Here is a 23,635-nt window from a genome sequence, read left to right on the forward strand (position 1 = left end):
CCGACGAAACCTATTGTGAGACGCGATACATCGCGTTATGGTGTGTTCGTGCGAAGCATCAGCCATCTGTCCGGCGATCCCCGAAGACGTGGAGACTCATATGCCAGGCGCCATCTATGCCGAAGGTCTGGTCAAGACCTTCGGTGACGTCAAAGCCTTGGACGGTGTCGACCTCGATGTGCCCGAGGGCACGGTCCTGGGTCTGCTCGGGCCGAACGGCGCGGGCAAGACGACCACCGTCCGCTGCCTGACCACCCTGCTGCGCCCCGACAGCGGACGGGCGGTCGTCGCGGGCATCGACGTGCTCAAGCAGCCCGACGCCGTCCGCCGCTCGATCGGCCTGTCCGGCCAGTTCGCGGCTGTCGACGAGTACCTGACCGGCCGCGAGAACCTCCAGATGGTCGGCCAGCTCTACCAGATGAGGGCGAAGGCGGCGAAGGAGCGCGCGGTCGAGCTGCTGGAGCAGTTCCACCTCACGGACGCCGCCGACCGGCCCACCAAGACCTACTCCGGAGGCATGCGCCGCCGGCTCGACCTCGCGGCGGCCCTGGTCGTCTCGCCGCCCGTGATGTTCATGGACGAGCCGACGACCGGCCTCGACCCCCGCAACCGCCAGCAGCTGTGGGAGGTCATCAAGCAACTGGTCTCCGGCGGTACGACGCTGCTGCTGACCACCCAGTACCTGGAAGAGGCCGACCACCTGGCGCACGACATCGCGGTCGTCGACCAGGGCCGGGTCATCGCCCAGGGCACCTCCGACCAGCTCAAGGCCCGCACCGGCGGCGAGCGCGTCGAGGTCGTGGTGCACGAGCACGAACACATCCAGGCAGCCGTCGAGGTCCTCGCCGGCTTCGGCAAGGGCGAGACCACGGTCGAGGAGCACATGCGCAAGCTGACCGCGCCCGTGACCGGCGGCGCCAAGCTCCTCGCCGAGGTCATCCGCGAACTGGACACCCGCGGCATCGAGATCGACGACATCGGCCTGCGCCGGCCGACCCTCGACGACGTCTTCCTGTCCCTGACGGGACACGTGGCCGAGGCCAAGGACGAGGAGAGCGACGAAGCGATCGACAACAAGACCGACAAGGAGGCCGCCAAGTGAGCGCCGTCACCGACACCGTGCGGGTCGCGCCGGCCGCGAACCCGGTCAGCCAGTCGATCCGGGACTCGATGGTCGTTGCGAAACGCAATTTGATCAGAATGTCCCGCATTCCCGAGATGATTATCTACGGGCTGATCCAGCCCATCATGTTTGTGGTGCTGTTCACCTATGTCTTCGGCGGCTCCATGCAGATCGGCAGCAGCACCAGCGCTGTCGACTACAAGAACTTCCTGATGGCCGGTATCTTCGCGCAGACCGTCACGTTCGCCACGGCCAGCTCGGGCGCGGGCATCGCCGACGACATGCACAAGGGCCTCATCGACCGCTTCCGCTCCCTGCCCATGGCGCGCGGCGCGGTGCTCACCGGGCGCACCCTCGCCGACTCGGTGCAGACGGCCCTGACCCTGGTGGTGCTCGCGGTGGTGGCCCTCCTGGTGGGCTGGCGCGTCGGGTCGGACGGCAGCACTAACGCGGGCAAGGTGCTCGGCGCCTTCGGCCTGCTGCTCCTGCTGGGCTACGCGTTCACCTGGATCGGCGCCTTGATCGGCATGTCCGTCAGAACCCCCGAGGCGGCCACGTCCAGCGGGCTCATCTGGCTCTTCCCGGTCACGTTCATCTCGAACGCGTTCGTGGACACCAGCCACATGACCCCATGGCTGCGCCACATCGCCGAGTGGAACCCCTTCAGTGCCACGGTCCAGGCCTGCCGTGTGCTGTTCGCCAACCCGGGCCAGTCGCCGTCGGACGCCTGGCCCATGCAGCACCCCGTCTGGGCCTCGCTGATCTACTCGATCCTCATCCTGGTCGTCTTCCGGACGCTGGCGGTGCGCAAGTACCGCTCCGCGACGGCATGACAATGCCCCCGGCGCCGCAGCGACGCCGGGGGCAGGACAAGGCTCGACGGTTGGTTCAGCCGTCGTACGGCTCGGCCTTGATGATCTTCACCGAGGCCTTCTTGCCGTTCGGCAGCTCGTACTCGGCGTCCTCACCGACCTTGTGGCCGAGCACGCCGGTGCCCAGCGGGGACTGCGGCGAGTACGTCTCGATGTCGGAGCTCGCGTATTCGCGCGAGGCGAGCAGGAACGTCAGCGTGTCGTCCTCGTCGCCGTCGAACGCGATCGTCACGACCATGCCGGGCGCCACCGCACCGTCCGCCGCGGGCGCCTCACCGACCTTCGCGCTCTCGAGGAGCTGGGTGAGCTGGCGCACACGGAGTTCCTGCTTGCCCTGTTCCTCCTTGGCCGCGTGGTACCCGCCGTTCTCACGCAGGTCGCCCTCCTCGCGCGCAGCGGCGATCTTCGCGGAGATCTCCGTTCGCGCGGGACCAGTAAGGTGCGCAAGCTCAGCCTTGAGCTTGTTGTACGCCTCCTGGGTCAGCCAGGTGACGTTCTCGCTGGTCTGGGTCACAGGTGCTCCTCGTAGGTACTGGGAATACAAAGCATCGCCCTACCCAGAAGAATGTTCCTTCACGGATGGGCGAAACCACGAGCCTAACAATTCAGGAGCAGAAGGGGGAGGACATAAGCCACCAGATTCACGTCAACGCAGGTCAGGCGCTACGTATTGCAGGTGACGTCCGTGCGGCCTCAGTCGGCCTGGCAGCCCTGGAGCTCGGCGGTCGTCCCGGGCGCGGTCGTGCGCAGCGTGAAGACCTTGTCGATGACGGTGGCGTCACTGTCGAAGCGCACCTCGGCCCGGCCCACCACGGAACCGTCCTCGGCCTGGGAGCGCACGGTGCAGTAGCCGGTGGCACCGGCGTCCTTGCGGACCTCCAGATGCACCTTCACGGATTCCTTGCCGGGCTCGAAGGTGATCACTTCGGCGCTGATCTCGTTCTGGACGACGTAGTGGTAGCCGAACCAGCCGACCAGGCCCAGCAGAGCCACCGAGAGGACAGCGCCGATGATCTTGAGCTTGCGGTCCGCGCGCTCGTCCGAGGTACGGCCGTAACGGCCCTCGGGCGGTCGCGTGCTCGCCGTACTCATGATCGTCCTCCAGACAAGGCCCGGGCGAGGGTCCCGGCGGGGGCCCTGTGGCCCGGTCCCGGAATTATTCGCCCCCCGGTTCGGTCACTATAGAAGCCGCTGATTGCGCCGACGCACACAGGGCGCCGACTTACTGAGGATTGAGTCTTGACTGACCAGTTGCGACTGATGGCCGTGCACGCCCACCCCGACGACGAGTCGAGCAAGGGCGCGGCGACCATGGCGAAGTACGTGTCCGAGGGGGTGGACGTGCTGGTCGTGACCTGCACGGGCGGGGAGCGCGGCTCCATCCTCAATCCCAAGCTTCAGGGCGACAAGTACATCGAGGAGCACATCCACGAGGTACGCAAGAAGGAGATGGACGAGGCCCGGGAGATCCTCGGGGTCAAGCAGGAGTGGCTCGGCTTCGTCGACTCGGGGCTGCCCGAGGGGGACCCGCTGCCGCCGCTGCCGGAGGGCTGCTTCGCACTGGAGGACGTCGATGTGGCGGCCGGTGAGCTGGTGCGGAAGATCCGCGCCTTCCGCCCCCAGGTGATCACCACCTACGACGAGAACGGCGGCTACCCGCACCCCGACCACATCATGACCCACAAGATCTCGATGGTCGCGTTCGAGGGGGCGGCGGACACCGAGAAGTACCCGGAGGACGAGTACGGCCCGGCGTACCAGCCGCTGAAGATGTACTACAACCAGGGCTTCAACCGCCCCCGCACCGAGGCGCTGCACCAGGCGATGCTGGACCGGGGCCTGGAGTCGCCGTACGGGGACTGGCTCAAGCGCTGGGACGAGTTCGGTATGAAGCAGCGCACACTCACCACGCATGTGCCCTGCGCCGACTTCTATGAGATCCGCGACAAGGCGCTGATCGCGCACGCCACGCAGATCGACCCGGACGGGGGCTGGTTCCGGGTGCCGATGGACATCCAGAAGGAGGTCTGGCCGACGGAGGAGTACGAGCTGGCGAAGTCTCTCGCCGATACCTCCCTCCCCGAGGACGACCTCTTCGCGGGCGTCCGCGACAATGCCTGACATGAGCGCAAGCGCAAGCCTGGCAATGACGCACCTCGTCTCCTTCGCCAAGGAGGTCGACGAGGACAAGGTCACCCCCGGCGTTCTCGGCTTCATCGTCTTCGCGGCGATGGCCCTGGCGGTGTGGGCCTTGATGAAGTCCATGAGCCGGCACATGAACAGGGTCGACTTCACCCAGGTTCCGGACCCCAAGGCCGAGCAGGCGGAGGTGGCCGCGGAGCCGGACTCGGAGTCCGGGTCGAAGGAGTCCGCCGAGAGCGCCGCCGGGTCCGCGAAGAAGCCGTCCGCGAACGGCTGACCACCCGGCGGCCGCCCGTCGGCAGCGCGCTGTCACCGGCTGCGGGCGGCCAGTGACAGCGGTAGGTGCGCCGTCTCCGGCCGCAGATGGTCGGAGTGGGCGCCCGCCGGGCCGTGCCCCCGGACGAAGCGTCGCTCGCGTCCACGCTGACGAAGCGGTGGTCGAGCGCGGCGAGGGGACAGGGCCCGGCGGGCGGCAGCATCCGGACCGCCGAGACGGGGGCGGGCGCGGTTCCGATTGCCCGCGTGGCCGACACCCGCCCGCATTTCGGCCCTCAGATGCCGGAAGCCGGTGGCGCGGTCGTGCCGGGAGTACGTCGCGACCACGGGCCGCGCATGGGCGCCTCGGAGAGGGCCGGGAAGCCGGTCGCGAAGGCGTCACGCGGAGCCGCCGTCTGCAACAGCAGCATCGAGTCCACGCTGAAGGGCCGGCCGGGCGGCTCCGGTGTGCAGATACTGGCCCTCGCGGTTGGCAGTCTCACCCCCGTTCCGCCGAAACCACCACCCCCATCACCTCCCGCGCATGCCGGCTCGGTGTCATCCCCAGGCCCCACGCCTGCCACCCCGCCTCCAGGCTCGCGCCGCGTTCCAGCAGCAGTCCCCACGCGTCGATGTACTCGTCGAGCTTCTCGTCCCGCAGGGGATGGCCCGCGCGGGACAGCTCGGACAGTTCCTCCTGGGCGACGGCCGTGCCGACCTCCGCGCCGCCCGGGGCCGCGTACGGCAGGAGGGTGCAGCGCAGGAAGCGGGCCCAGTCCTCGCCCCGGCGGTCGCCGTAGGACGTGAAGAGGTCCGCCGCCTCGTCGCACAGGGCGAGCGCCTGCTGGGTGCGGGCGTTGCCCGCGTCCACGACCGCCAGTTCCAGGCAGGTCCATGCCTCGCCGTGGGCGACGCCGATGCGCTGGAAGTCGGCGCGGGCGTCCACCAGGAGCTGGCGGGCGAAGCCGGAGTTACGCAGGGAGCCCGTCTGGGCGGCGCGCTGGTCGCGGGTGACGCGGGCCGAGTGGTGGCGGGCGCAGGCCAGGCCGTAGACGTCGCGCATACGGGAGAACATCGTGCGGGAGCGTTCGAGTTCGCGGACCGCCTGGTCCAGGGCGCCCGTCTCCTCCAGGGCCTGGCCCAGGTAGTAGAGGGTCCAGGCCTCGCCGCGCGCGTCCTCGTTGTCGCGGTGCCGGGCCGCCGCGCCGCGCAGTTCCTCCACGGCCGGGGACGCGTCGCCCGCGACCAGCAGGGCCCGGGCCAGCTGGGTCAGGGCCCAGGCCTCGCCGCGGGCGTCGCGGGTACGGCCGTAGAGGTCGAGGGCCGCGCGCAGTTCGGACTCGGCGCGCGGGACGTCGCCCATCCGCAGGCCCAGCTGGCCGAGCTGGAAGTGGGCCCACGCCTGGCCGTGCACGGACTCGCCGGCGCGGTGCAGGACCAGGGACTCGGTCAGCAGGTCCAGCGCCTCCGACACCCGGGCCCGGTCCCGCTCCACCGCCGCCAGGGCGTGCATCGTCCACGCCCGGTCCGTCGCCAGCTCGGCGGACGACTGCAGGGCCAGGGCCTCGCGGAGCTTCGCCGCCGCCTCCGTCAGATTGCCCTGGTGGTGCAGGGTGATGCCGAGGGAGCACAGGGCGCGGGCGGCCCCCGCGTCGTGGTGGGCCTCCCGGTACAGGTCGACGACCGAGGTGAGGGTGGTGCGGGCCTTGTCGAGTTCGCCCAGCTGCCGCGCCGCGATGCCGGTGCGCCACTGCACCGAGCGGACCAGCAGCCCCTCGTCCACCGCCTGCGCCAGCTCGCTGATCTCGCCCAGGCGGTACAGGTCGCCGCGCAGCAGGCAGTAGTCGCACAGGGCGCCCAGCAGGTTCAGGACCGCCGCCTGGTTCACGCCCTCGGCGTGCCGCAGTGCCGCCGTGATGAAGCTCGACTCGTCGTCCAGCCAGCGCAGCGCCTCGTCGAGGGAGGTGAAGCCATAGGGGCTGAAACGGTTGGTGCGGGTCGACATGTTGCCGTCGACCATGCGCAGCACCGAGTCGGCCAGCTCGGCGTAGTTCACGATCAGCCGCTCCTGCGCCGCCGTGCGCTCGGCCGGTTCCTCCTCGTCGAGGAGCCGGGCCTGGGCGAAGGCGCGGACCAGGTCGTGCAGCCGGTAGCGGTCGCCCCGGACGTGGTCGATCAGGCCCGCGCGGGTCAGGGCCTGCAGATGCCGCTTGGCTTCCGCCTCGTCGGTGGCCAGCAGCGCGGCGGCAGCGGCGGCGCCGAGCGAGGCCCGCCCGGCCAGGGCCAGCCGGCGCAGCAGCCGCCGTGCGGTGTCCGGCTGGTCGGTGTAGCGCAGCCACAGGGCGCGCTCGACCGGCTCGACCGGGCCGTATGCGCCGAGGTCCGTGGCCAGCGCGCGTGGGGAGCGCGGGCCGAGGCACGAACCGACGATGCGCAGCGCCAGCGGCAGCCCGCCGCACAGCTCCCGGACCCGGTCGGCGGACTCGGCGTCGTACGGCCCGGAACGGTCCTGCGCCGCGGCGCCCAGCAGTTCCTCCGCACCGGCCGCGTCCAGCGGCTCCACCGCCAGCTGATGGACCCGCGCGGGCAGGTCGTCCAGCTCCAGCGGGCCCCGCGCGGTCACCAGCACCAGGCTGTCGGACCGCTCCGGGACCAGGGCGCGGACCTGCTCGGCGTCCGAGGCGTCGTCGAGGACGATCGTGACGGGCAGGCCGGTCAGGTGCTGGTGGTACAGCTCGCTCAGCCGCTTGACCTGCTGGTCGGGGGAGGAGCGCTCACGGAACAGCAGTTGCTCACGGGGCGCGCCGAGCCGGTTGAGCAGATGCAGCAGGGCGTCACGGGTGGACAGCGGGGACCCGGCCGGGCCCTCGGCGCGCAGATCGACGACGCAGGCGCCGCGGAAGTAGTCCCGCAGATCGTGCGTGGCCCGCACCGCGAGCGTCGTGCGGCCGCTGCCGGGCGTGCCGTGCAGGACGACCACCGTCGGCCGGCTCTCCGTGCTCGCGCGGGCCGCCTGCACCCACTGCCGGATCTGCGCCAGCTCCGGCCGTCGTCCCGCGAACGGCTCCGCCGGGTCCGGGAGCTGCGCGAAGGACTGCTCCAGCACATTGCGCCCGCGCGCCGCCGCGCTCTTGTCGGCGCCGCGCAGCCGCGGCCCGGTCTTCTTCGGCCCGGTGGAGGCGGCGAGCACCCGCTGCTGGTCCAGGAACGGCCGGATGCCCCGCACCTCCAGCGCCGTCAGCCACTGCAGCCGCAGCTGTTCCGGGCCGCCCGGCTGGCTGACCGCCCCGGCGCGGTGGTGCGCGGCCGGCAGATGGGAGCCGACCACCTTCACGACCGTCGCCGCGGCGCCCACGAACCCGACGGCCACGCCCGCGCCCAGCGCTGTCCCGGTGTCCGTACCGAGGGCCATGTCGGCGACGACGGCCGCGACCGCGGCGACCCCGGCCACCAGCAGGGGAGTCCCGGCGCCCTCACGGGCGTACCGCTGCCCGAAGGTGAGCTGTCCGGCCGCCGCCTCGTCCAGGGCGCGCGTGTAGGCCTCGTACTCCTCGGCCGCGCTCTGCGCCATCCCGTCGAGCCCCCCGCGCGCCCGCGCGAGCAGCACCTTTCCGTCGCTGCGCCCGCCCGTCCGCCGCACCTCCTCCTCCACGGCCCGCGCCAACAGCCCCTCGGCCTCCGCCCGATGACTGTCCCGCATGTCACGTCCCCCTCCGGCGGCAACGGCGTTCTCCGCGGTCACCTCGGTCGTGTGCTCGGTCGTTTCTTGGTCAAGTGTGCTGCGGACGGCGCATCGTTGCGAGGGGGCGTGCCCCGCCCGATTGTGTGAAGAACCGGGCCCGGCGGCGCGCCGGGTGACCGGCGGGCGTGCGGCGGGAGCGTCGCCGGGGCGGCGCCTGACGCGTGCCCGGCCGGGTACTGCGGCAGGATGGACACCATGCCGAACCGACTGGCGCACGAGACGTCCCCCTACCTCCTTCAGCACGCCGACAACCCCGTCGACTGGTGGCCCTGGTCGGCGGAGGCCTTCGAGGAGGCCCGCAAGCGGAACGTGCCCGTACTGCTCAGCATCGGATACAGCAGCTGCCACTGGTGCCACGTCATGGCCCACGAGTCCTTCGAGGACCAGCAGACCGCCGACGACCTCAACGCGCACTACGTGAGCGTCAAGGTCGACCGCGAAGAGCGCCCCGACGTGGACGCCGTCTACATGGAGGCCGTGCAGGCGGCGACCGGGCAGGGCGGCTGGCCCATGACCGTGTTCCTCACGCCGGACGCCGAGCCCTTCTACTTCGGCACCTACTTCCCGCCCGCCCCCCGTCAGGGCATGCCCTCCTTCCGTCAGGTGCTCCAGGGCGTGCACCAGGCGTGGGAGGAGCGGCGCGACGAGGTCACCGAGGTCGCCGGGAAGATCGTCCGGGATCTGGCGGCCCGGGAGATCTCCTACGGCGACGCGCAGACCCCCGGTGAGGAGGAGCTCGCGCAGGCGCTGCTCGGGCTCACCCGGGAGTACGACCCGCAGCGCGGCGGATTCGGCGGGGCGCCGAAGTTCCCGCCGTCCATGGTGCTGGAGTTCCTGCTGCGGCATCACGCCCGGACCGGCGCCGAAGGTGCCCTGCAGATGGCGTCCGACACCTGCGAGCGCATGGCCCGGGGCGGTATCTACGACCAGCTCGGCGGCGGCTTCGCCCGCTACTCCGTCGACCGTGACTGGGTCGTGCCGCACTTCGAGAAGATGCTGTACGACAACGCCCTGCTGTGCCGGGTGTACGCCCACCTCTGGCGCGCCACCGGCTCGGAACTCGCGCGGCGCGTCGCCCTGGAGACAGCCGACTTCATGGTGCGCGAACTGCGCACGAACGAGGGTGGGTTCGCCTCCGCGCTGGACGCCGACAGCGACGACGGGACCGGCAAGCACGTCGAGGGCGCGTACTACGCGTGGACGCCCGAGCAGCTGCGTGAGGTGCTCGGGGAGCAGGACGCCGAGCTCGCCGCGCAGTACTTCGGCGTGACCGAGGAGGGCACCTTCGAGGAGGGCGCCTCCGTCCTCCAGCTGCCACAGCAGCAGGAAGGGCTGGTCGACGCCGGGAAGATCGCCTCGATCCGGGAGCGGCTGCTCGCGGCGAGGTCGGAGCGTCCCGCGCCCGGCCGGGACGACAAGGTCGTGGCCGCCTGGAACGGGCTGGCGATCGCCGCGCTCGCCGAGACCGGCGCCTACTTCGACCGGCCCGACCTCGTAGAGGCCGCCGTCGCCGCCGCCGATCTTCTGGTGCGGCTGCACCTCGACGAGCAGGCCCGGCTCACCCGCACCAGCAAGGACGGCCACGCCGGCGCCAACGCGGGCGTACTGGAGGACTACGCCGACGTGGCCGAGGGCTTCCTCGCGCTGGCGTCCGTCACCGGTGAGGGCGTCTGGCTGGAGTTCGCCGGGTTCCTCCTCGACCACGTCCTGGTCCGCTTCACCGACCCGGAGTCGGGCTCCCTGTACGACACCGCCGCCGACGCCGAGCAGCTCATCCGCCGCCCGCAGGACCCGACCGACAACGCCGCCCCGTCCGGCTGGACCGCGGCGGCGAACGCCCTGCTCGGCTATGCCGCGCACACCGGGTCCGAGCCCCACCGCACCGCCGCCGAGAAGGCCCTCGGCGTCGTCAAGGCGCTCGGGCCGCGGGTGCCCCGCTTCATCGGCTGGGGGCTCGCCGCCGCGGAGGCCGCGCTGGACGGGCCGCGCGAGGTCGCGATCGTGGGGCCGTCGCTCGATCACGAGGGCACGAAGACCTTGCACCGCACGGCACTTCTGGGCACCGCGCCGGGCGCGGTCGTCGCCGTCGGCGCTCCGGAGAGCGACGAGTTCCCGCTGCTCACGGGCCGTCCGCTGGTCGGTGGTGAACCAACCGCGTATGTCTGCCGTAACTTCACATGTGACGCGCCGACAACGGAAGTTGGCCGGTTGCGTGCGGTGCTGAACGACTGAAGTCGGGAATCAACGGAAACACGCTCTTTATCTGAACAGCCCCCAGGCTTCACAGTTCCCCCCTAATCTCTCCACGGTGACGTGACGGATGGGGCCGCACCGGCACACCGTCACGCCTGGGGGTTTAGGGGATCTGGGGGGATCTGTTTGCTGACGTCTGTCTTCATCGCTGCGGTTTCACTTGCCTTGTTCTGGATGGCGGCGTTCACCTTGTGGTGGCAGATGCACGCCTGGCGTACGCCGGAAGTGCTCGCCTCCACGCGGTTCAGCAGTCCGGACGGGGACGAGCACGTCTCCTTCTCGCTGCTGCTGCCCGCCCGGCACGAACAGGCGGTGCTGGACCACACGATCCAGCGGCTGCTGGAGTCGAGCCACACCGACTTCGAGATCATCGTGATCGTCGGGCACGACGACCCGGAGACCACAGCGGTGGCCGAGCAGGCCGCCGCGCGTGACACACGGGTCCGGGTCGTCGTCGACACGCACGAGAAGAAGAACAAGCCGAAGGCCATGAACACGGCCCTGCCGCACTGCCGCGGCGACGTCGTCGGGGTCTTCGACGCGGAGGACCAGGTCCACCCCGCGCTCCTCGCGCACGTCGACCACGCCTTCCGCACCACCGGGGCGGACGTCGTCCAGGGCGGTGTGCAGCTGATCAACTTCCACTCCAGCTGGTACAGCCTGCGCAACTGTCTGGAGTACTTCTTCTGGTTCCGCTCGCGGCTCCATCTGCACGCGCAGAAAGGTTTCATTCCGCTCGGCGGCAACACCGTCTTCGTCCGCACGGACGTCCTCAGGGAGGCCGAAGGCTGGGATCCCGACTGCCTCGCCGAGGACTGCGACCTGGGCGTCAGGCTCTCCAGCGTCGGCAAGAAGGTCGTGGTCGCCTACGACTCCGACATGGTGACCCGGGAGGAGACCCCGGGCTCGCTGATGTCCCTGCTGAAGCAGCGCACCCGCTGGAACCAGGGGTTCCTCCAGGTGTACCGGAAGAAGGACTGGAAGCAACTGCCCACCCTCGGGCAGCGGCTGCTCGCCCGCTACACCCTGATGACGCCGTTCATGCAGGCCTTCACCGGTCTGATCATCCCGCTGAACGTGGCGATCGCGCTCTTCCTCGACGTGCCCGTCGGCATCGCCTTCATCACCTTCCTGCCGGCCGTCACCGCCCTGGTCACCTTCGTCTTCGAGATCGTCGGACTGCACGACTTCGGCAAGCAGTACGGGCTGCGCGTCCGCTTCGCGCACTATCTGAAGCTGGTCCTGGGCGGCCCCTTCTACCAGGTCCTGCTCGCCGGGGCGGCCGTGCGCGCCGTCTGGCGTGAGCAGCGCGGCCGCAACGACTGGGAGCTGACGACCCATGTCGGCGCGCATCTCGACGAGACGGCCGCGACCCGGGCGGGCGCCCCGCACACCCGTGAGGACGTCGAGGACGTACCCGTGACCCGAGAGGACGTCCCCGCGTGACCTCCACCCTTCCCGCGGCGACCACCCCGAAGGTCCCCGCGCAGCGGCAGCCTGTGCCGGACGCCGGTCCGGCCCGTCGAACGCCCGAGCCGCCGAGTCGGCTGCGCTCCTCCCGGCCCGACCTGATCCTGTGCGGTGTCCTGCTGGTCGCGATCCTCACCGTGCAGGGCTGGAACATCGCCGACTACCCGGCCCTCAGCGACGACGAGGGCACCTACCTCGCCCAGGCCTGGTCGGTCCAGCAGGGCAACGGCCTCGCCCACTACACCTACTGGTACGACCATCCGCCCCTCGGCTGGATCCAGATCGCCCTGCTGACCTGGATCCCCGCACTGATCAGCCCCGAGTCGATGACGGTGGGCACCATGCGCGCCGCGATGCTGCTGATCAGCGGCATCAGCGCGGTCCTGGTCTTCGTGCTGGGCCGCCGTCTGGCGCTGCCCCGCTGGGCGGCCGGGCTCGGCATGGTGTTCTTCGGGCTCTCCCCGCTGTCCGTGGTCCTCCAGCGGGAGATCTTCCTCGACAACCTCGCGGTGATGTGGACGCTGCTGGCCTTCACCCTCGCCGCGTCCCCGAGCCGCCACCTCTGGCACCACTTCGGCGCGGGCATCGCGGCCGCCACGGCCGTCCTCACCAAGGAGACGATGCTCGTCGTCCTGCCCGCGCTGTTCCTCACCATGTGGCGGCACAGCCACAGGGACACCCGCAAGTTCGCCCTCACCGGAGCCGTCACGGCCTGCGCGCTGATCGGCTTCTCATACCCTCTGTTCGCCCTGCTCAAGGGCGAGTTGCTGCCGGGCGCCGGGCACGTCTCCCTCTGGGACGGCGTCAAGTACCAGATGACCAGACCCGGTTCGGGCTTCATCCTCGACCAGGGTTCCGGCTCCTGGGGCGTCCTCCAGTCGTGGCTGTACTACGACCGCGTCCTGCCCCTCGGCGGTCTCGCGGGCGCCCTGCTGCTGCTCGTCACCTGGCGCTGGTCGGTCACCGCCCGGGCCCTGGCCGGACCGGCCCTGGCCGTCGCGATCTTCGCCGCGCTGGCCCTGCGCCCGAACGGCTACCTGCCCGCGATGTACGTCATCCAGGCCCTGCCGTTCCTCGCGCTCGTCCTGGCGGGCGGCACCGCTTCCGTCGCCCACGCGGTGCTGAGCCGGTGGCGCTCCGAGGCGGAGAAACGGTACGTCAGTCTGGGCCGGTACGCGCTCGCCGCGGTCCTGGCCCTCTCCGCCGGCGCCTACGTCGTCCCGCGCTGGTACGACGGCGCCCGTATCGCCGTCACCACCGACGCCAACGCCCCCTACAAGGCCGCCTCCCGGTGGCTGGCCACGGAGGTCGAGGACCCGGAGCGCACCCGGGTGCTGGTGGACGACGCCCTCTGGCTGGACCTGGTGCACCAGGGCTACCGGCCCGGGCTGGGCGTCATCTGGTTCTACAAGGCCGACCTCGACCCGGCGGTGACGAAGACGATGCCGCGCGGCTGGAAGGACCTCGACTACGTCGTCGCCTCGCCGACCGTCCGGCGTGACGCGGCCGACCTGCCCAACGTCAAGGCCGCCATGGAGCACTCGGACCCGGTCGCCACCTTCGGCACCGGCGAGGACCGCATCGAGATCCGCCAGATCCAGACGTCCGCCGGAGGCGCGCGATGAGCCAGGAGTCCACCGTCCCCGCAGAGGTCGTAGAGACCACCGAGATCCCCGAACCGGGCGCCGTCACCATCGTCGTACCGACGTTCAACGAGTCGGCGAACGTACGGCAGTTGCTGCGCCAGATCACCGAGGCCGTCCCGGCCCGGCTGCCCTGCGAGGTCGTCTTCGTGGACGACTCCACCGACGACACGCCCGAGGTCATCCAGAAGGCGGCGCAGGACTGCCCGTTCCCGGTGACCGTGCTGCACCGGGACGAGCCGGTGGGCGGGCTCGGCGGCGCGGTCGTCGAGGGCATGAAGGCGGCGACCTCCGACTGGATCGTCGTCATGGACGGCGACTGCCAGCACCCGCCCTCGCTCGTGCCCGACCTGGTCGCCACCGGCGAGCGGGCGGGCGCCGGGCTCGTCGTCGCCTCCAGGTACATCAAGGGCGGCAGCCGGGCCGGGCTCGCGGGCAGCTACCGGGTGTTCGTCTCGCGCGGGGCGACCTGGCTGACCAAGGCGCTGTTCCCGCGCCGGCTGCGTGGCATCAGCGACCCGATGAGCGGTTTCTTCGCCATCCGCCGCAGCGCCGTCACGGCCGAGGTGCTCCAGCCGCTCGGCTACAAGATCCTCCTCGAACTCGCCGTCCGCAGCCGCCCGCGCACGGTCACCGAGGTGCCCTTCGTCTTCCAGGACCGGTTCGCCGGGGAGTCCAAGTCGACCGCCCAGGAGGGCCTGCGCTTCCTGCGCCACCTGGCCGGGCTGCGCACCGCCTCGCCGGGCGCGCGCATGGTCGGCTTCGGCCTGATCGGGCTCACCGGCTTCCTGCCGAACCTGGTCGGCCTGTGGGCGCTGACCGCGCTCGGCATGCACTACGTACCGGCGGAGATCCTCGCCAACCAGCTCGGCGTCGCCTGGAACTTCCTGCTCATCGAGCATCTGCTGTTCCGCGAGCGGCGCCGGCACCGCCGCTGGTGGGACAGGGCCGGGCGGTTCGCGCTGCTCGCCAACGCCGATCTGGTGCTGCGCATCCCGCTGATCGCCCTGTTCGTGCACCAGTTCCATCTGGGTGTGCTGTCCGCCACCGCGCTCGCGCTGGTGACGACCTTCGTCCTGCGCTTCGCGGGGACCGAAGCGCTGGTCTATCTGCCGCGCCGGGGACGTGAGAAGCCCGCGCGCGGGAGCTCCGCACAGCAAGGAGAGCCGTGTGAAAAGACGTCGTAGAAGTACCGCACTCCTGGCCGTGGCGGGCCTCACCGCTGGCCTGCTGCTGACCTCTCCGCAGACCGCCTCCGCCGCCAACCTCATCAAGAACCCCGGCTTCGAGACCGCCGGCACCGGCGACATGCCGTACTGCTGGGAGAAGTCCGGCTGGGGCGACAACGACTTCACCTTCACCACGACGGCCGACGCGCACTCCGGCGGCAAGGCCATGAAGGTCGAGCTGACCCGCCGCGCCGACGGCGACCGCAAGGCGCTGATCACCGAGTCCGCCGAGTGCGCGCCGGTGGTGACGCCGGGCAAGCAGTACGACCTGGGCCTCTGGTACAAGACGACCACCCCGGACGCGGCGATCACGCTGTTCCGGCACGACGCGACGGCCGGCTGGCAGTACTGGACCGACCTCAAGACGCTGGACCTCGCCGGGAACTGGACCCGGGCCACGGTCCGCACCCCCGAGGTCCCGGCCGGCACCGACCGCATCTCCTGGGGTGTCTCCGTCTACGGCACCGGCTCCGCCACCACCGACGACTACACGATGGACCAGGTCCCCGACCCGGTCCTGCCGCCGCGGTGCACCGGCACCGCCGAGCAGTGCGCGAACGGCAAGTGGGACGTGCTGCCCACGAAGAACCCAGTGCGCTCGATGCACTCTGTCGTCCTGCACAACGGCAAGGTCCTCCTCATCGCGGGCTCGGGCAACGACGAGTCGATGTTCGAGGCCGGCACCTTCACCTCCGCGGTCTACGACCCGGCGAACGGCTCCTACAAGATCGTCCCCACGCCGAAGGACATGTTCTGCGCCGGGCATGTGCAGCTCCAGGACGGGCGCGTGCTGGTGATGAGCGGCAACAAGGGCTATCCCTCGGCGGACGGCCGCGTCGGCTACCAGGGCTACAAGGACTCGTACGTCTTCGACCCGGAGACCGAGACGTACTCCAAGACCAACGACATGAACGACGGCCACTGGTACCCGTCGGCCACGATCCTCGGCAACGGCGACGTCATCTCCTTCGGCGGACTGCGCGAGGACTCCACCGGCTCGGTCACCGCCGAGCTGTTCTCCGAGGCCGAGCAGCAGTGGCAGCCGCTGTGGAAGGTCAACCAGACCTGGTCGTACTGGGGCCTGTACCCGTCGATGATCCTCATGCAGGACGGGCGCCTCTTCTACTCCGGCAGCCATGTCTTCGGCAACAACATCCCGGGCACCGGCTCGGCGCTCTACGACTACGACGCCAACACGGTCACCCAGGTGCCGGGCCTGCAGAAGAAGGACGAGCGCGACCAGTCGGCGAGCGTGCTGCTGCCCCCGGCGCAGGACCAGAAGGTCCTCACCCTCGGCGGCGGCAACATCGACTCCAACCCGGAGGCGAACCGCCTGACCGACATCATCGACCTCAAGCAGCCGAACCCCTCGTACGTGGCCGGGCCGCCGATCCCGCAGGGCACGGTCGACCTGGGCAACGGGCCCGTCCCGCAGACCGGGAACCAGGGCAAGATGTACGTCTCCGCCGTGCTCCTGCCCGACGGCAAGGTGCTGGAGACCGGAGGCGCCCTGCACAACCGCGCCAACCCGGTCTACGAGACGTCGATCTTCGACCCCGAGTCGGAGACCTTCGACCCGGTGGCCGTCGACCCCGAGGCGCGCGGCTACCACTCCTCGGCGTTCCTGCTCCCCGACGGCCGTGTGATGACCACCGGCGACAACCCGGGCAACGGCACCTGGAACCACGACGTGTCGGTTTACAGCCCGCCCTACCTGTTCAAGGGCCCCCGCCCGCAGATCACCTCCGTCATCGACACCGAGTGGAACTACGGCGACACCCAGCGGATCACCGTCGACCGGCCCATCGCCAAGGCCGAGCTGATCCGCCCGGCCGCCGTCACGCACTCCTCCGACCCGAACCAGCGGTTCGTGGACCTGCCGCTGTCCGTGGACGGCAACAACGTCGACCTGAACGTCACGAGCAACCGCAACCTGGCCCCGCCCGGCTGGTACATGCTCTTCGCGGTCGACGCCAACGGGGTGCCCTCGGTGGCGAAGTGGGTGCACCTCCAGGGCCCGCAGGCGCTCAAGGCGACGGACGCGTCAGCGCATGTCCACGACTTCGCCGACGCGCCCGAGGGCAAGGTGGTGAAGCCCGGCAAGAAGCGGGTCTCGCAGAAGGTCAGCCCGACGATCTCCGGCTGCGACCGCCACTACGGCTCGATCAACGTCTGCGTGCCGACGGACTTCCCGGCGGAGGTGAAGAAGACGACGGCAGCCCGCTGCGAGTGGCTCAAGACCAACGACTACGGCCGCCTGAAGATCAACGGCAGGGACGACCCGCTGGGCCTTGACAGGAACAAGGACGGAATCGCCTGCGGCAGGGGAGACCTGACCAGACGCTAGAAGCGCCCCGTCAGGGGCGCGGGGAACTGCGCGCTCAGCCCCAACGGCCGCGCGGTTCCCCCCGATGCTCAACCATCAACGGCGCTCGGACCGAAGTTCCATCGCCTGCTCCACGATCGCCTCCAACTGGTCGTGATGCGCACCCTTCCAGTAGGCCCGCCCACACGCACCACACTGCGCGAACACGTCATACGTCGCATGCGTACCGCGCTTCAGCTGATCGGCGACCTCGTCCTTGGTCGCCTTGCGGAGCACCCCGTTGCAGGCGGTGCAGCGCGTCCAGGGAAGCAGCTCGGGACGGAACCGGTCCAGGACGTCCCGCAGCTGCTCCTCGGGCCGCGTGCTGTACACGAACGCCCCCGCCCACAGCTCACGCCTACGCAGCAGCCCCCGGTCCCGGCTCAGCATGACCCGCTGCTCGGCCGCCGAACGAGACGCCAGCGCCGGGTCCCCGATGTCGGTCGACTCATAGGCCGTGTCCACGCCGAGCAGCCGCAGCCGGCGGGCCAGCGTCCCGAGATGCACGTCGAGGAGGAAGCGCAGGGGAGCGCCCGGGATCTTCTGGGGGCGTGCGACGGCCCGTACGGTCACGGACTCGCCGGCCGCAGGGACGTGTGAGAAGGGCACCTCGCGGCCGTCCACGACCAGGGCGCCCACCTCGGTCAGTGGCACGCCCAGCGACTCGACGACATGGCCGAGGCCGGCGACGCCGTCGGTGGCGGCCCGTACGGTGCCCGCACGCCGGGCCCGGGGGGCGAACACATGCAGCTCGGGAGCGAACTCGACGTGGATCTCGGGACCGTTCACCTGGTCAGGATGACACGGCGACAAGCCGCCGCCTCAGGTTTTTCCGGTCGGCAGGCCGTGTTCCAGGACGTCGAGGGCGCGGTCGACGAGGTCACGGATGTCGTCCCGGTGGCCGGTCTCGGCCCAGTAGTGGGAGACCTCCATCAGCCCGCAAATCACGGACGTGGCGAAGACCCTTAGCTCCAGGCTGTCCGGATCGAGCCCGGAGCGGTCGGCGAGGACCTCGCGGAGCAGCGGGCCGGTGGCGGCCGTGCTCTCGATCATGCGGGCCCGGACCGCGGGCACCTCGACCCCGAGCCGCGACCGCAGCCGGGTCACCTCGGGTTCCTCGGCGAGGCTCAGGTCGAGTGCCTTGCGCATCACGTGCCTGAGGACGTCGGCCCACGACTCGTCCTCCGGCCGGGCCCGCAGCTCCGCCGTCATCACCGGCTCCCACTCGTCGGTGATGACGATGTCCTCCTTGGTCGGGAAGTAGCGGAAGACGGTCGACGGCGACACCTCGGCACGGTCGGCGATCTGCTCGATCGTCGTGGCGTCGTAGCCCTGCTCCTCGATCAGCGCGTAGGTCGCGGCGCGGATCGCCTGGCGGGTCTTGATCTTCTTCCGCTCCCGGAGTCCCAGCGGGGGGCACTCGGCGGGGGTGGTGCGTGGGACCGTCATGACATGACAGTAACTGTCAAAAGGCAGGCACTGCCTACGCGTGCTGGTACGCCACCAGGGAGATCCCCACGTAGTGCGTGATGAAGGCGGCCAGGGTGAAGGAGTGGAACACCTCGTGGAAGCCGAACCAGCGCGGTGACGGGTTGGGCTTCTTGATCCCGTAGACCACGCCGCCCGCGCTGTAGAGCAGCCCGCCGACGATGACCAGGACGAGGACGGCGATCCCGCCGGTCCGCATGAAGTCCGGCAGATAGAAGACGGCCGCCCAGCCCATCGCGATGTAGCACGGCGTGTAGAGCCAGCGCGGGGCGCCGACCCAGAAGACGCGGAAGACGATCCCGGCCGCCGCCGCGGCCCAGACGCCCCACAGCAGCCACTGCCCCTTCGCGCCCGGCAGGAGCAGCATGGTCAGCGGCGTGTAGGTGCCCGCGATGATCAGGAAGATATTGGCGTGATCCAGACGGCGCAGCACGCCGTCCATGCGCGGACTCCAGTTGCCCCGGTGGTACAGCGCGCTCACGCCGAACAGCAGGCACGCCGTCAGTACGTAGATACCGCAGGCGAGGCGCCCTCTGGACGAGTCGGCGAGGGCGGTCAACACCAGGCCCGCGACGAGAACGGCCGGAAACATGCCGAGGTGCAGCCAGCCGCGCAGCTTGGGCTTCACCGGGTGCGGCAGGGAGAGCGCCACCGGGCCACGGCCGTCGGCCGGCGTATCCGAGGGCGCGTCGGGGACGAACGCAGTCATGGCCGAATGGTAGCTACGGAACCGTAAGTGACCTATCAGTCCAGCTGATTGGCCGACGAAGAGTGGCCATCCTCTCACTGTCGCCGAACGATGGTTACGCAAACGGACGGTCATATGAACCCAACGTGCACGTAAAGCGTCGTGAGAAACCGTGGCGATCCTCACGTTGCTCACCTGTGCGCTCCTCTGGACAGATGGGCGCGGACGTCGGATGATCAAATGAGTGCGGTCGGCACCGGATGAGCGCCAAGTTTCACCGTGAAGCATCCGGGTCGCAGCCCCCACGGGGCCTCCACATCACAAAAAATCCCTCATTTAGGAGCAATCGTGGCGCGCGATATCGCGGCTCCCACCGTCCCCACCACCCATCAGGGGCTGATCTCGTGGGTCAACGAGATCGCCGAGCTGACCCAGCCGGACAACGTGGTCTGGTGTGACGGATCCGAGGCCGAGTACGAGCGCCTGTGCGGGGAGCTCGTCGAGAAGGGCACCTTCCGGAAACTCGACCCGATCAAGCGCCCTCACTCCTACTACGCGGCCTCCGACCCCACCGACGTCGCCCGCGTGGAGGACCGGACGTTCATCTGCTCCGAGAAGGAGGAGGACGCGGGTCCGACAAACCACTGGAAGGCCCCCGCCGAGATGCGGGAGATCTTCCAGGGCGCCGGGGGCCAGGGCGGCCTGTTCCGCGGCTCGATGCGCGGCCGGACCATGTACGTCGTGCCCTTCTGCATGGGCCCGCTCGGTTCGCCGCTGTCCGCGCTCGGCGTCGAGATCACCGACTCGGCGTACGTCGCCGTCGCCATGCGCACGATGACGCGCATGGGCCAGGCGGTCCTGGACGAGCTCGGCTCCGACGGCTTCTTCGTCAAGGCCGTGCACACCCTGGGCGCCCCGCTGGAGCCCGGCCAGGAGGACGTCCCCTGGCCCTGCAACACGACCAAGTACATCTCGCACTTCCCCGAGGACCGCGAGATCTGGTCCTACGGCTCCGGCTACGGCGGCAACGCCCTGCTCGGCAAGAAGTGCTACGCCCTGCGCATCGCCTCCGTCATGGCGCGTGACGAGGGCTGGCTGGCCGAGCACATGCTGGTCCTCAAGCTCACCCCGCCGCGCGGCGAGGCCAAGTACGTCGCCGCGGCCTTCCCGAGCGCCTGCGGCAAGACCAACCTCGCCATGCTGGAGCCGACCGTCCCCGGCTGGACGGTCGAGACCATCGGCGACGACATCGCCTGGATGCGCTTCGGCGAGGACGGCCGGCTCTACGCCATCAACCCCGAGGCCGGCTTCTTCGGAGTCGCGCCCGGCACCGGCGAGCACACCAACGCCAACGCGATGAAGACGCTCTGGGGCAACTCCGTCTTCACCAACGTCGCCCTCACCGACGACAACGACATCTGGTGGGAGGGCATGACGGAGGAGACTCCGGCCCACCTGACGGACTGGAAGGGCAACGACTGGACGCCCGAGTCCGGCGTCCCGGCCGCCCACCCCAACGCCCGCTTCACCGTCCCGGCCTCGCAGTGCCCGATCATCGCGCCGGAGTGGGAGGACCCCAAGGGCGTGCCGATCTCGGCGATCCTCTTCGGCGGCCGCCGCGCCACCGCCGTACCGCTGGTGACGGAGTCCTTCGACTGGAACCACGGCGTCTTCCTCGGCGCCAACGTGGCCTCCGAGAAGACCGCCGCCGCCGAGGGCAAGGTCGGCGAGCTGCGCCGCGACCCGTTCGCGATGCTGCCGTTCTGCGGCTACAACATGGGCGACTACATGGCCCACTGGATCGACGTGGCCAAGGACAAGGACCAGTCCAAGCTGCCGAAGATCTACTACGTCAACTGGTTCCGCAAGGACGACCAGGGCAAGTTCGTGTGGCCCGGCTTCGGCGAGAACTCCCGTGTCCTGAAGTGGATCGTGGGACGCCTGGAGGGCACGGCCGAGGGCGTCGAGTCGCCGATCGGCGTCCTGCCGGCGAAGGGCTCCCTCGACACGGACGGCCTCGAACTGTCCGAAGCCGACCTGGACTTCCTGCTCACGGTCGACAAGGAGGTCTGGCGCGAGGAGGCCGCCCTGGTCCCCGAGCACCTCAACACCTTCGGCGACCACACCCCGAAGGAACTGTGGGACGAGTACCGCGCGCTGGTGCAGCGCCTGGGCTGAGACCCGCACCCAAGACTCCGCGGCCGGTCTACCGAGAGTGCCCTGACCAGCAACATCGTCACGGCCGGCCGCGGTGACAGCAGTACCGGAGGCAGGGGTTCGCACAACGGCGTGCGAGCCCCTGCCTTCGTCGTCCCCGTCGCGCCCCCTTGCTCACCGAATCTTCACACCTGTTTCATGCTCTGCAGGCGCCCCACCGGTCCCGGTGGGGCTCTCAAAACAGCCTGTGGGGGGCACAGTTGAATACCGCACACCGTTCCAGACGAATCGCGGCCACCCTGTCCGCCGTGTTACTCGCGGGGACCGGCCTGACCGTCGCCGCCGCGCCCGCGGCACACGCGGCGGCCTCCGACGCCGTGGCCAAGCTGCCGATCTCGTCGTACTCGGCGCTGGCCGTCGACAACGTCCACCAGCGCGTCTTCGTGGCGGACAGCAACGTCGGCTACTACCTCAACTCCGGCACCATCGCCGTCTACAGCTTCGAGGGCGAGCGCCTCACGACGCTCACCACCAATCAGGCCCATGTCTCCGGCCTGGCGGTCAGCGCCGACGGCAACACGCTGTACGCGGGCCTGCGCGACCGTATCGAGGCCTTCGACACCACCACCTACCAGCGCACCACCGTCGCCTCGGTCAACACCGACACGTGCGGCCGTGAGGTCGCCCAGTCCGGCGGCCAGACCTGGTTCACGACGCCGAACGCGTCCTCGACCTCCCAGTGCGCCACCTCCGAGACCCATCTCGACGGGATCGTGAACGGCACGCACACCCGCACCGGCTGGAACGACTACGGCGATCTGCTGCTGGAGGCCGGCGCCGGGGACCGCATGCTCATGGGCCAGCCGCGGGGCGCGAAGGCGGCCGACCCCTTCCTCGCCGTGTACGACACCAGTGACGGCTCCCTCGTGCGCAACGCCGCACGGCGTTTCGCCGACGGCCAGGGCAACGGCGCCCTGAACCTCAAGGACCTGGCGTTCTCCGCCGACGGCACCAAGGTCGCCCTCGCCGACGCCACCGCCGGCACCAGGCTGCTGAACACCGGCGACCTGTCGGACGCGGCGACCGGCTACCGGGCCCTGCCCGACGGGGCCAGCGCCAGCGCGGTCGCCTTCAGCGGCGACGGCAAGTACATCGCGCGCGGCGCCTCCGCCACCGGCGCCGTCCCCGACCTGCTGGTGCAGCCCGCCGACCCGGGCGACTCCACCACCCCGCTGGAGTTCGTCTTCGAGGGCAGCCTCGACGGTGACCGGGTCGTGCCGCGCGGCATGGAGTGGGCGGCGGACGGATCCCGGCTGTTCGCGGTCACCACCAACGCGGCCGGCGGCCAGTACTGGCTGCACATCATCAAGCCGCCCGCCGTCCAGTACGACAGCCGCTTCACCGGCGGCCTCATCCACAGCCCCGGCCAGGCCGTGGCGGGCGAGCCGCTCGCCGTGCGCGGCCGGCTGGAGCACGACGGGCCGGCGCCCGCCGAGCCGCTGAAGGTCAAGGCGACCCGCACCGACGCGAGCGGCACCCACGACCTGGGCGCCGCCACCGTCAAGGCGGACGGCACCTTCACGGTCCTCGACGAGCCCGACCGGATCGGCGAGGCCACCTACACCGTCTCCTACCTCGGCGACCTGACCCACCGTCCGGCCACGGACATCACCCACACGGTGACGGTGGGCAAGGCCTCGAGCGCGATCGCCCTCACCGCCCCCGACGAGGCGACCATGTCCGGCGGCATCGAGATCACCGGCAAGTTCACCGCCCAGGGCAAGCCCTTGGCGGACCGGGCGGTGCTCAAGGTCGTCCGCGAGGACCGCCTCGGCACCGGCACGCTCTCGTCGGTGACCGTCGCAGCGGACGGCACCTTCACCATCAACGACATCCCCCGCACCCACCGCGATGTGACCTACACGGTCAGCTGGCCGGGCGACGCCCTGCACGAGGGAACGACGGCGTCGGCGGAGGTCTACGTAAGGCGCTAGGGGCCCGCGGCCGCCGATGTGACGGTGCCACACATTCCGTATGTGTCCACGCAGTTGGGACGCTTGAGCGCACGAAAGGTTGTGCGCACATTCGGCCTCACCTTGGGCACGGGTCCATCACAACTGGTCGCTCGCCGGGTCCGATCTGGGTGCTATTGCTGGGATCAATCCAAGATCGTCTGATGCCCCGGCTATGAAATGGTCAAGCGAAAGA

18 protein-coding genes are annotated in these 23,635 nt (G+C 70.2%); 11 read left to right on the top strand and 7 right to left on the bottom strand.

Annotated elements, in window-relative coordinates; genetic code table 11:
• Positions 1-100 precede the first annotated feature (100 nt).
• Together ACWIF2_RS18100 and ACWIF2_RS18105 are read left to right on the top strand one after the other, a co-directional pair.
• Positions 101-1,102, top strand: a complete 1,002-nt coding sequence (locus ACWIF2_RS18100) for an ATP-binding cassette domain-containing protein (protein ID WP_454361490.1) — start codon at positions 101-103, stop codon at positions 1,100-1,102.
• Positions 1,099-1,956, top strand: coding sequence for an ABC transporter permease (locus ACWIF2_RS18105; protein WP_382490088.1), 858 nt, complete (start codon positions 1,099-1,101; stop codon positions 1,954-1,956). Before ACWIF2_RS18100 ends, ACWIF2_RS18105 begins: the two co-directional genes overlap by 4 nt.
• A 55-nt stretch (positions 1,957-2,011) precedes the next feature.
• On the opposite strand, the gene greA is transcribed toward ACWIF2_RS18105, so the two are convergent.
• Positions 2,012-2,509, bottom strand: a complete 498-nt coding sequence (greA, locus tag ACWIF2_RS18110; protein WP_382490090.1) for a transcription elongation factor GreA — start codon at positions 2,507-2,509, stop codon at positions 2,012-2,014.
• Between the two features lie 179 nt (positions 2,510-2,688).
• A complete protein-coding gene (locus ACWIF2_RS18115; protein WP_454361493.1) occupies positions 2,689-3,087 on the bottom strand; it encodes a DUF4307 domain-containing protein in 399 nt (132 codons plus the stop codon).
• Positions 3,088-3,234: 147 nt separating this feature from the next.
• Here ACWIF2_RS18115 and mca point away from each other — a divergent pair, with 147 nt between their 5' ends.
• Positions 3,235-4,116: a mycothiol conjugate amidase Mca gene (mca, locus tag ACWIF2_RS18120; RefSeq protein WP_399026341.1), complete on the top strand. Its 882-nt coding sequence runs from the start codon at positions 3,235-3,237 to the stop codon at positions 4,114-4,116.
• Complete coding sequence (locus ACWIF2_RS18125) at positions 4,109-4,414, top strand: hypothetical protein (RefSeq protein ID WP_454361495.1); 306 nt, start codon at positions 4,109-4,111, stop codon at positions 4,412-4,414. Before mca ends, ACWIF2_RS18125 begins: the two co-directional genes overlap by 8 nt.
• Before the next feature lie 274 nt (positions 4,415-4,688).
• On the opposite strand, the gene ACWIF2_RS18130 is transcribed toward ACWIF2_RS18125, so the two are convergent.
• Positions 4,689-4,823: a hypothetical protein gene (locus ACWIF2_RS18130; protein ID WP_454361496.1), complete on the bottom strand. Its 135-nt coding sequence runs from the start codon at positions 4,821-4,823 to the stop codon at positions 4,689-4,691.
• A gap of 68 nt (positions 4,824-4,891) precedes the next feature.
• Positions 4,892-8,092 (bottom strand): tetratricopeptide repeat protein, encoded by a 3,201-nt coding sequence (locus tag ACWIF2_RS18135; protein ID WP_454361498.1) that lies wholly within the window; start codon positions 8,090-8,092, stop codon positions 4,892-4,894.
• A 237-nt stretch (positions 8,093-8,329) separates the two neighbouring features.
• Between ACWIF2_RS18135 and ACWIF2_RS18140 the strand changes: the two genes are divergently transcribed.
• From ACWIF2_RS18140 to ACWIF2_RS18160, 5 genes are all read left to right on the top strand, one after another.
• Positions 8,330-10,366: a thioredoxin domain-containing protein gene (locus tag ACWIF2_RS18140; protein WP_454361500.1), complete on the top strand. Its 2,037-nt coding sequence runs from the start codon at positions 8,330-8,332 to the stop codon at positions 10,364-10,366.
• A gap of 147 nt (positions 10,367-10,513) precedes the next feature.
• A complete protein-coding gene (locus ACWIF2_RS18145; RefSeq protein WP_454361501.1) occupies positions 10,514-11,833 on the top strand; it encodes a glycosyltransferase in 1,320 nt (439 codons plus the stop codon).
• The gene (locus ACWIF2_RS18150; RefSeq protein WP_454361503.1) at positions 11,830-13,482 is read left to right on the top strand and encodes an ArnT family glycosyltransferase; all 1,653 of its coding nucleotides are present in this window, start codon (positions 11,830-11,832) and stop codon (positions 13,480-13,482) included. The genes ACWIF2_RS18145 and ACWIF2_RS18150 overlap by 4 nt, the downstream gene beginning before the upstream one ends.
• Positions 13,479-14,687, top strand: coding sequence for a glycosyltransferase (locus ACWIF2_RS18155; protein WP_454361505.1), 1,209 nt, complete (start codon positions 13,479-13,481; stop codon positions 14,685-14,687). The genes ACWIF2_RS18150 and ACWIF2_RS18155 overlap by 4 nt, the downstream gene beginning before the upstream one ends.
• Positions 14,671-17,076 carry a galactose oxidase-like domain-containing protein gene (locus ACWIF2_RS18160; RefSeq protein ID WP_454361507.1) on the top strand — a complete coding sequence of 802 codons (2,406 nt, stop codon included), beginning with the start codon at positions 14,671-14,673 and terminating at the stop codon, positions 17,074-17,076. Before ACWIF2_RS18155 ends, ACWIF2_RS18160 begins: the two co-directional genes overlap by 17 nt.
• A gap of 75 nt (positions 17,077-17,151) precedes the next feature.
• On the opposite strand, the gene ACWIF2_RS18165 is transcribed toward ACWIF2_RS18160, so the two are convergent.
• The 3 genes from ACWIF2_RS18165 to trhA are packed head-to-tail and all read right to left on the bottom strand — an operon-like array spanning position 17,152 to position 19,291.
• Positions 17,152-17,883, bottom strand: a complete 732-nt coding sequence (locus ACWIF2_RS18165) for a Mut7-C RNAse domain-containing protein (protein ID WP_454361509.1) — start codon at positions 17,881-17,883, stop codon at positions 17,152-17,154.
• Between the two features lie 33 nt (positions 17,884-17,916).
• A complete protein-coding gene (locus ACWIF2_RS18170) occupies positions 17,917-18,543 on the bottom strand; it encodes a TetR/AcrR family transcriptional regulator (RefSeq protein ID WP_454361510.1) in 627 nt (208 codons plus the stop codon).
• A 34-nt stretch (positions 18,544-18,577) separates the two neighbouring features.
• Positions 18,578-19,291: a PAQR family membrane homeostasis protein TrhA gene (gene trhA / locus ACWIF2_RS18175; RefSeq protein ID WP_382490126.1), complete on the bottom strand. Its 714-nt coding sequence runs from the start codon at positions 19,289-19,291 to the stop codon at positions 18,578-18,580.
• 327 nt (positions 19,292-19,618) lie between these two features.
• On the opposite strand from trhA, the gene ACWIF2_RS18180 reads away from it, so the two are divergent.
• A complete protein-coding gene (locus ACWIF2_RS18180; protein ID WP_454361511.1) occupies positions 19,619-21,448 on the top strand; it encodes a phosphoenolpyruvate carboxykinase (GTP) in 1,830 nt (609 codons plus the stop codon).
• Positions 21,449-21,735: 287 nt separating this feature from the next.
• Positions 21,736-23,421: an Ig-like domain repeat protein gene (locus ACWIF2_RS18185; RefSeq protein WP_454361512.1), complete on the top strand. Its 1,686-nt coding sequence runs from the start codon at positions 21,736-21,738 to the stop codon at positions 23,419-23,421.
• The last annotated feature ends 214 nt before the right edge of the window (positions 23,422-23,635 follow it).

The organism is Streptomyces sp. NPDC055506, assembly GCF_053643595.1.

Coding starts and splice junctions, on each gene's coding strand:
- ACWIF2_RS18140 (WP_454361500.1), top strand. CDS start 8,330: ATGCCGAACCGACTGGCGCACGAGACGTCCCCCTACCTCCTTCAGCAC.
- ACWIF2_RS18115 (WP_454361493.1), bottom strand. CDS start 3,087: ATGAGTACGGCGAGCACGCGACCGCCCGAGGGCCGTTACGGCCGTACC.
- ACWIF2_RS18125 (WP_454361495.1), top strand. CDS start 4,109: ATGCCTGACATGAGCGCAAGCGCAAGCCTGGCAATGACGCACCTCGTC.
- ACWIF2_RS18130 (WP_454361496.1), bottom strand. CDS start 4,823: ATGCTGCTGTTGCAGACGGCGGCTCCGCGTGACGCCTTCGCGACCGGC.
- ACWIF2_RS18155 (WP_454361505.1), top strand. CDS start 13,479: ATGAGCCAGGAGTCCACCGTCCCCGCAGAGGTCGTAGAGACCACCGAG.
- ACWIF2_RS18170 (WP_454361510.1), bottom strand. CDS start 18,543: ATGACGGTCCCACGCACCACCCCCGCCGAGTGCCCCCCGCTGGGACTC.
- ACWIF2_RS18100 (WP_454361490.1), top strand. CDS start 101: ATGCCAGGCGCCATCTATGCCGAAGGTCTGGTCAAGACCTTCGGTGAC.
- trhA (WP_382490126.1), bottom strand. CDS start 19,291: ATGACTGCGTTCGTCCCCGACGCGCCCTCGGATACGCCGGCCGACGGC.
- ACWIF2_RS18135 (WP_454361498.1), bottom strand. CDS start 8,092: ATGCGGGACAGTCATCGGGCGGAGGCCGAGGGGCTGTTGGCGCGGGCC.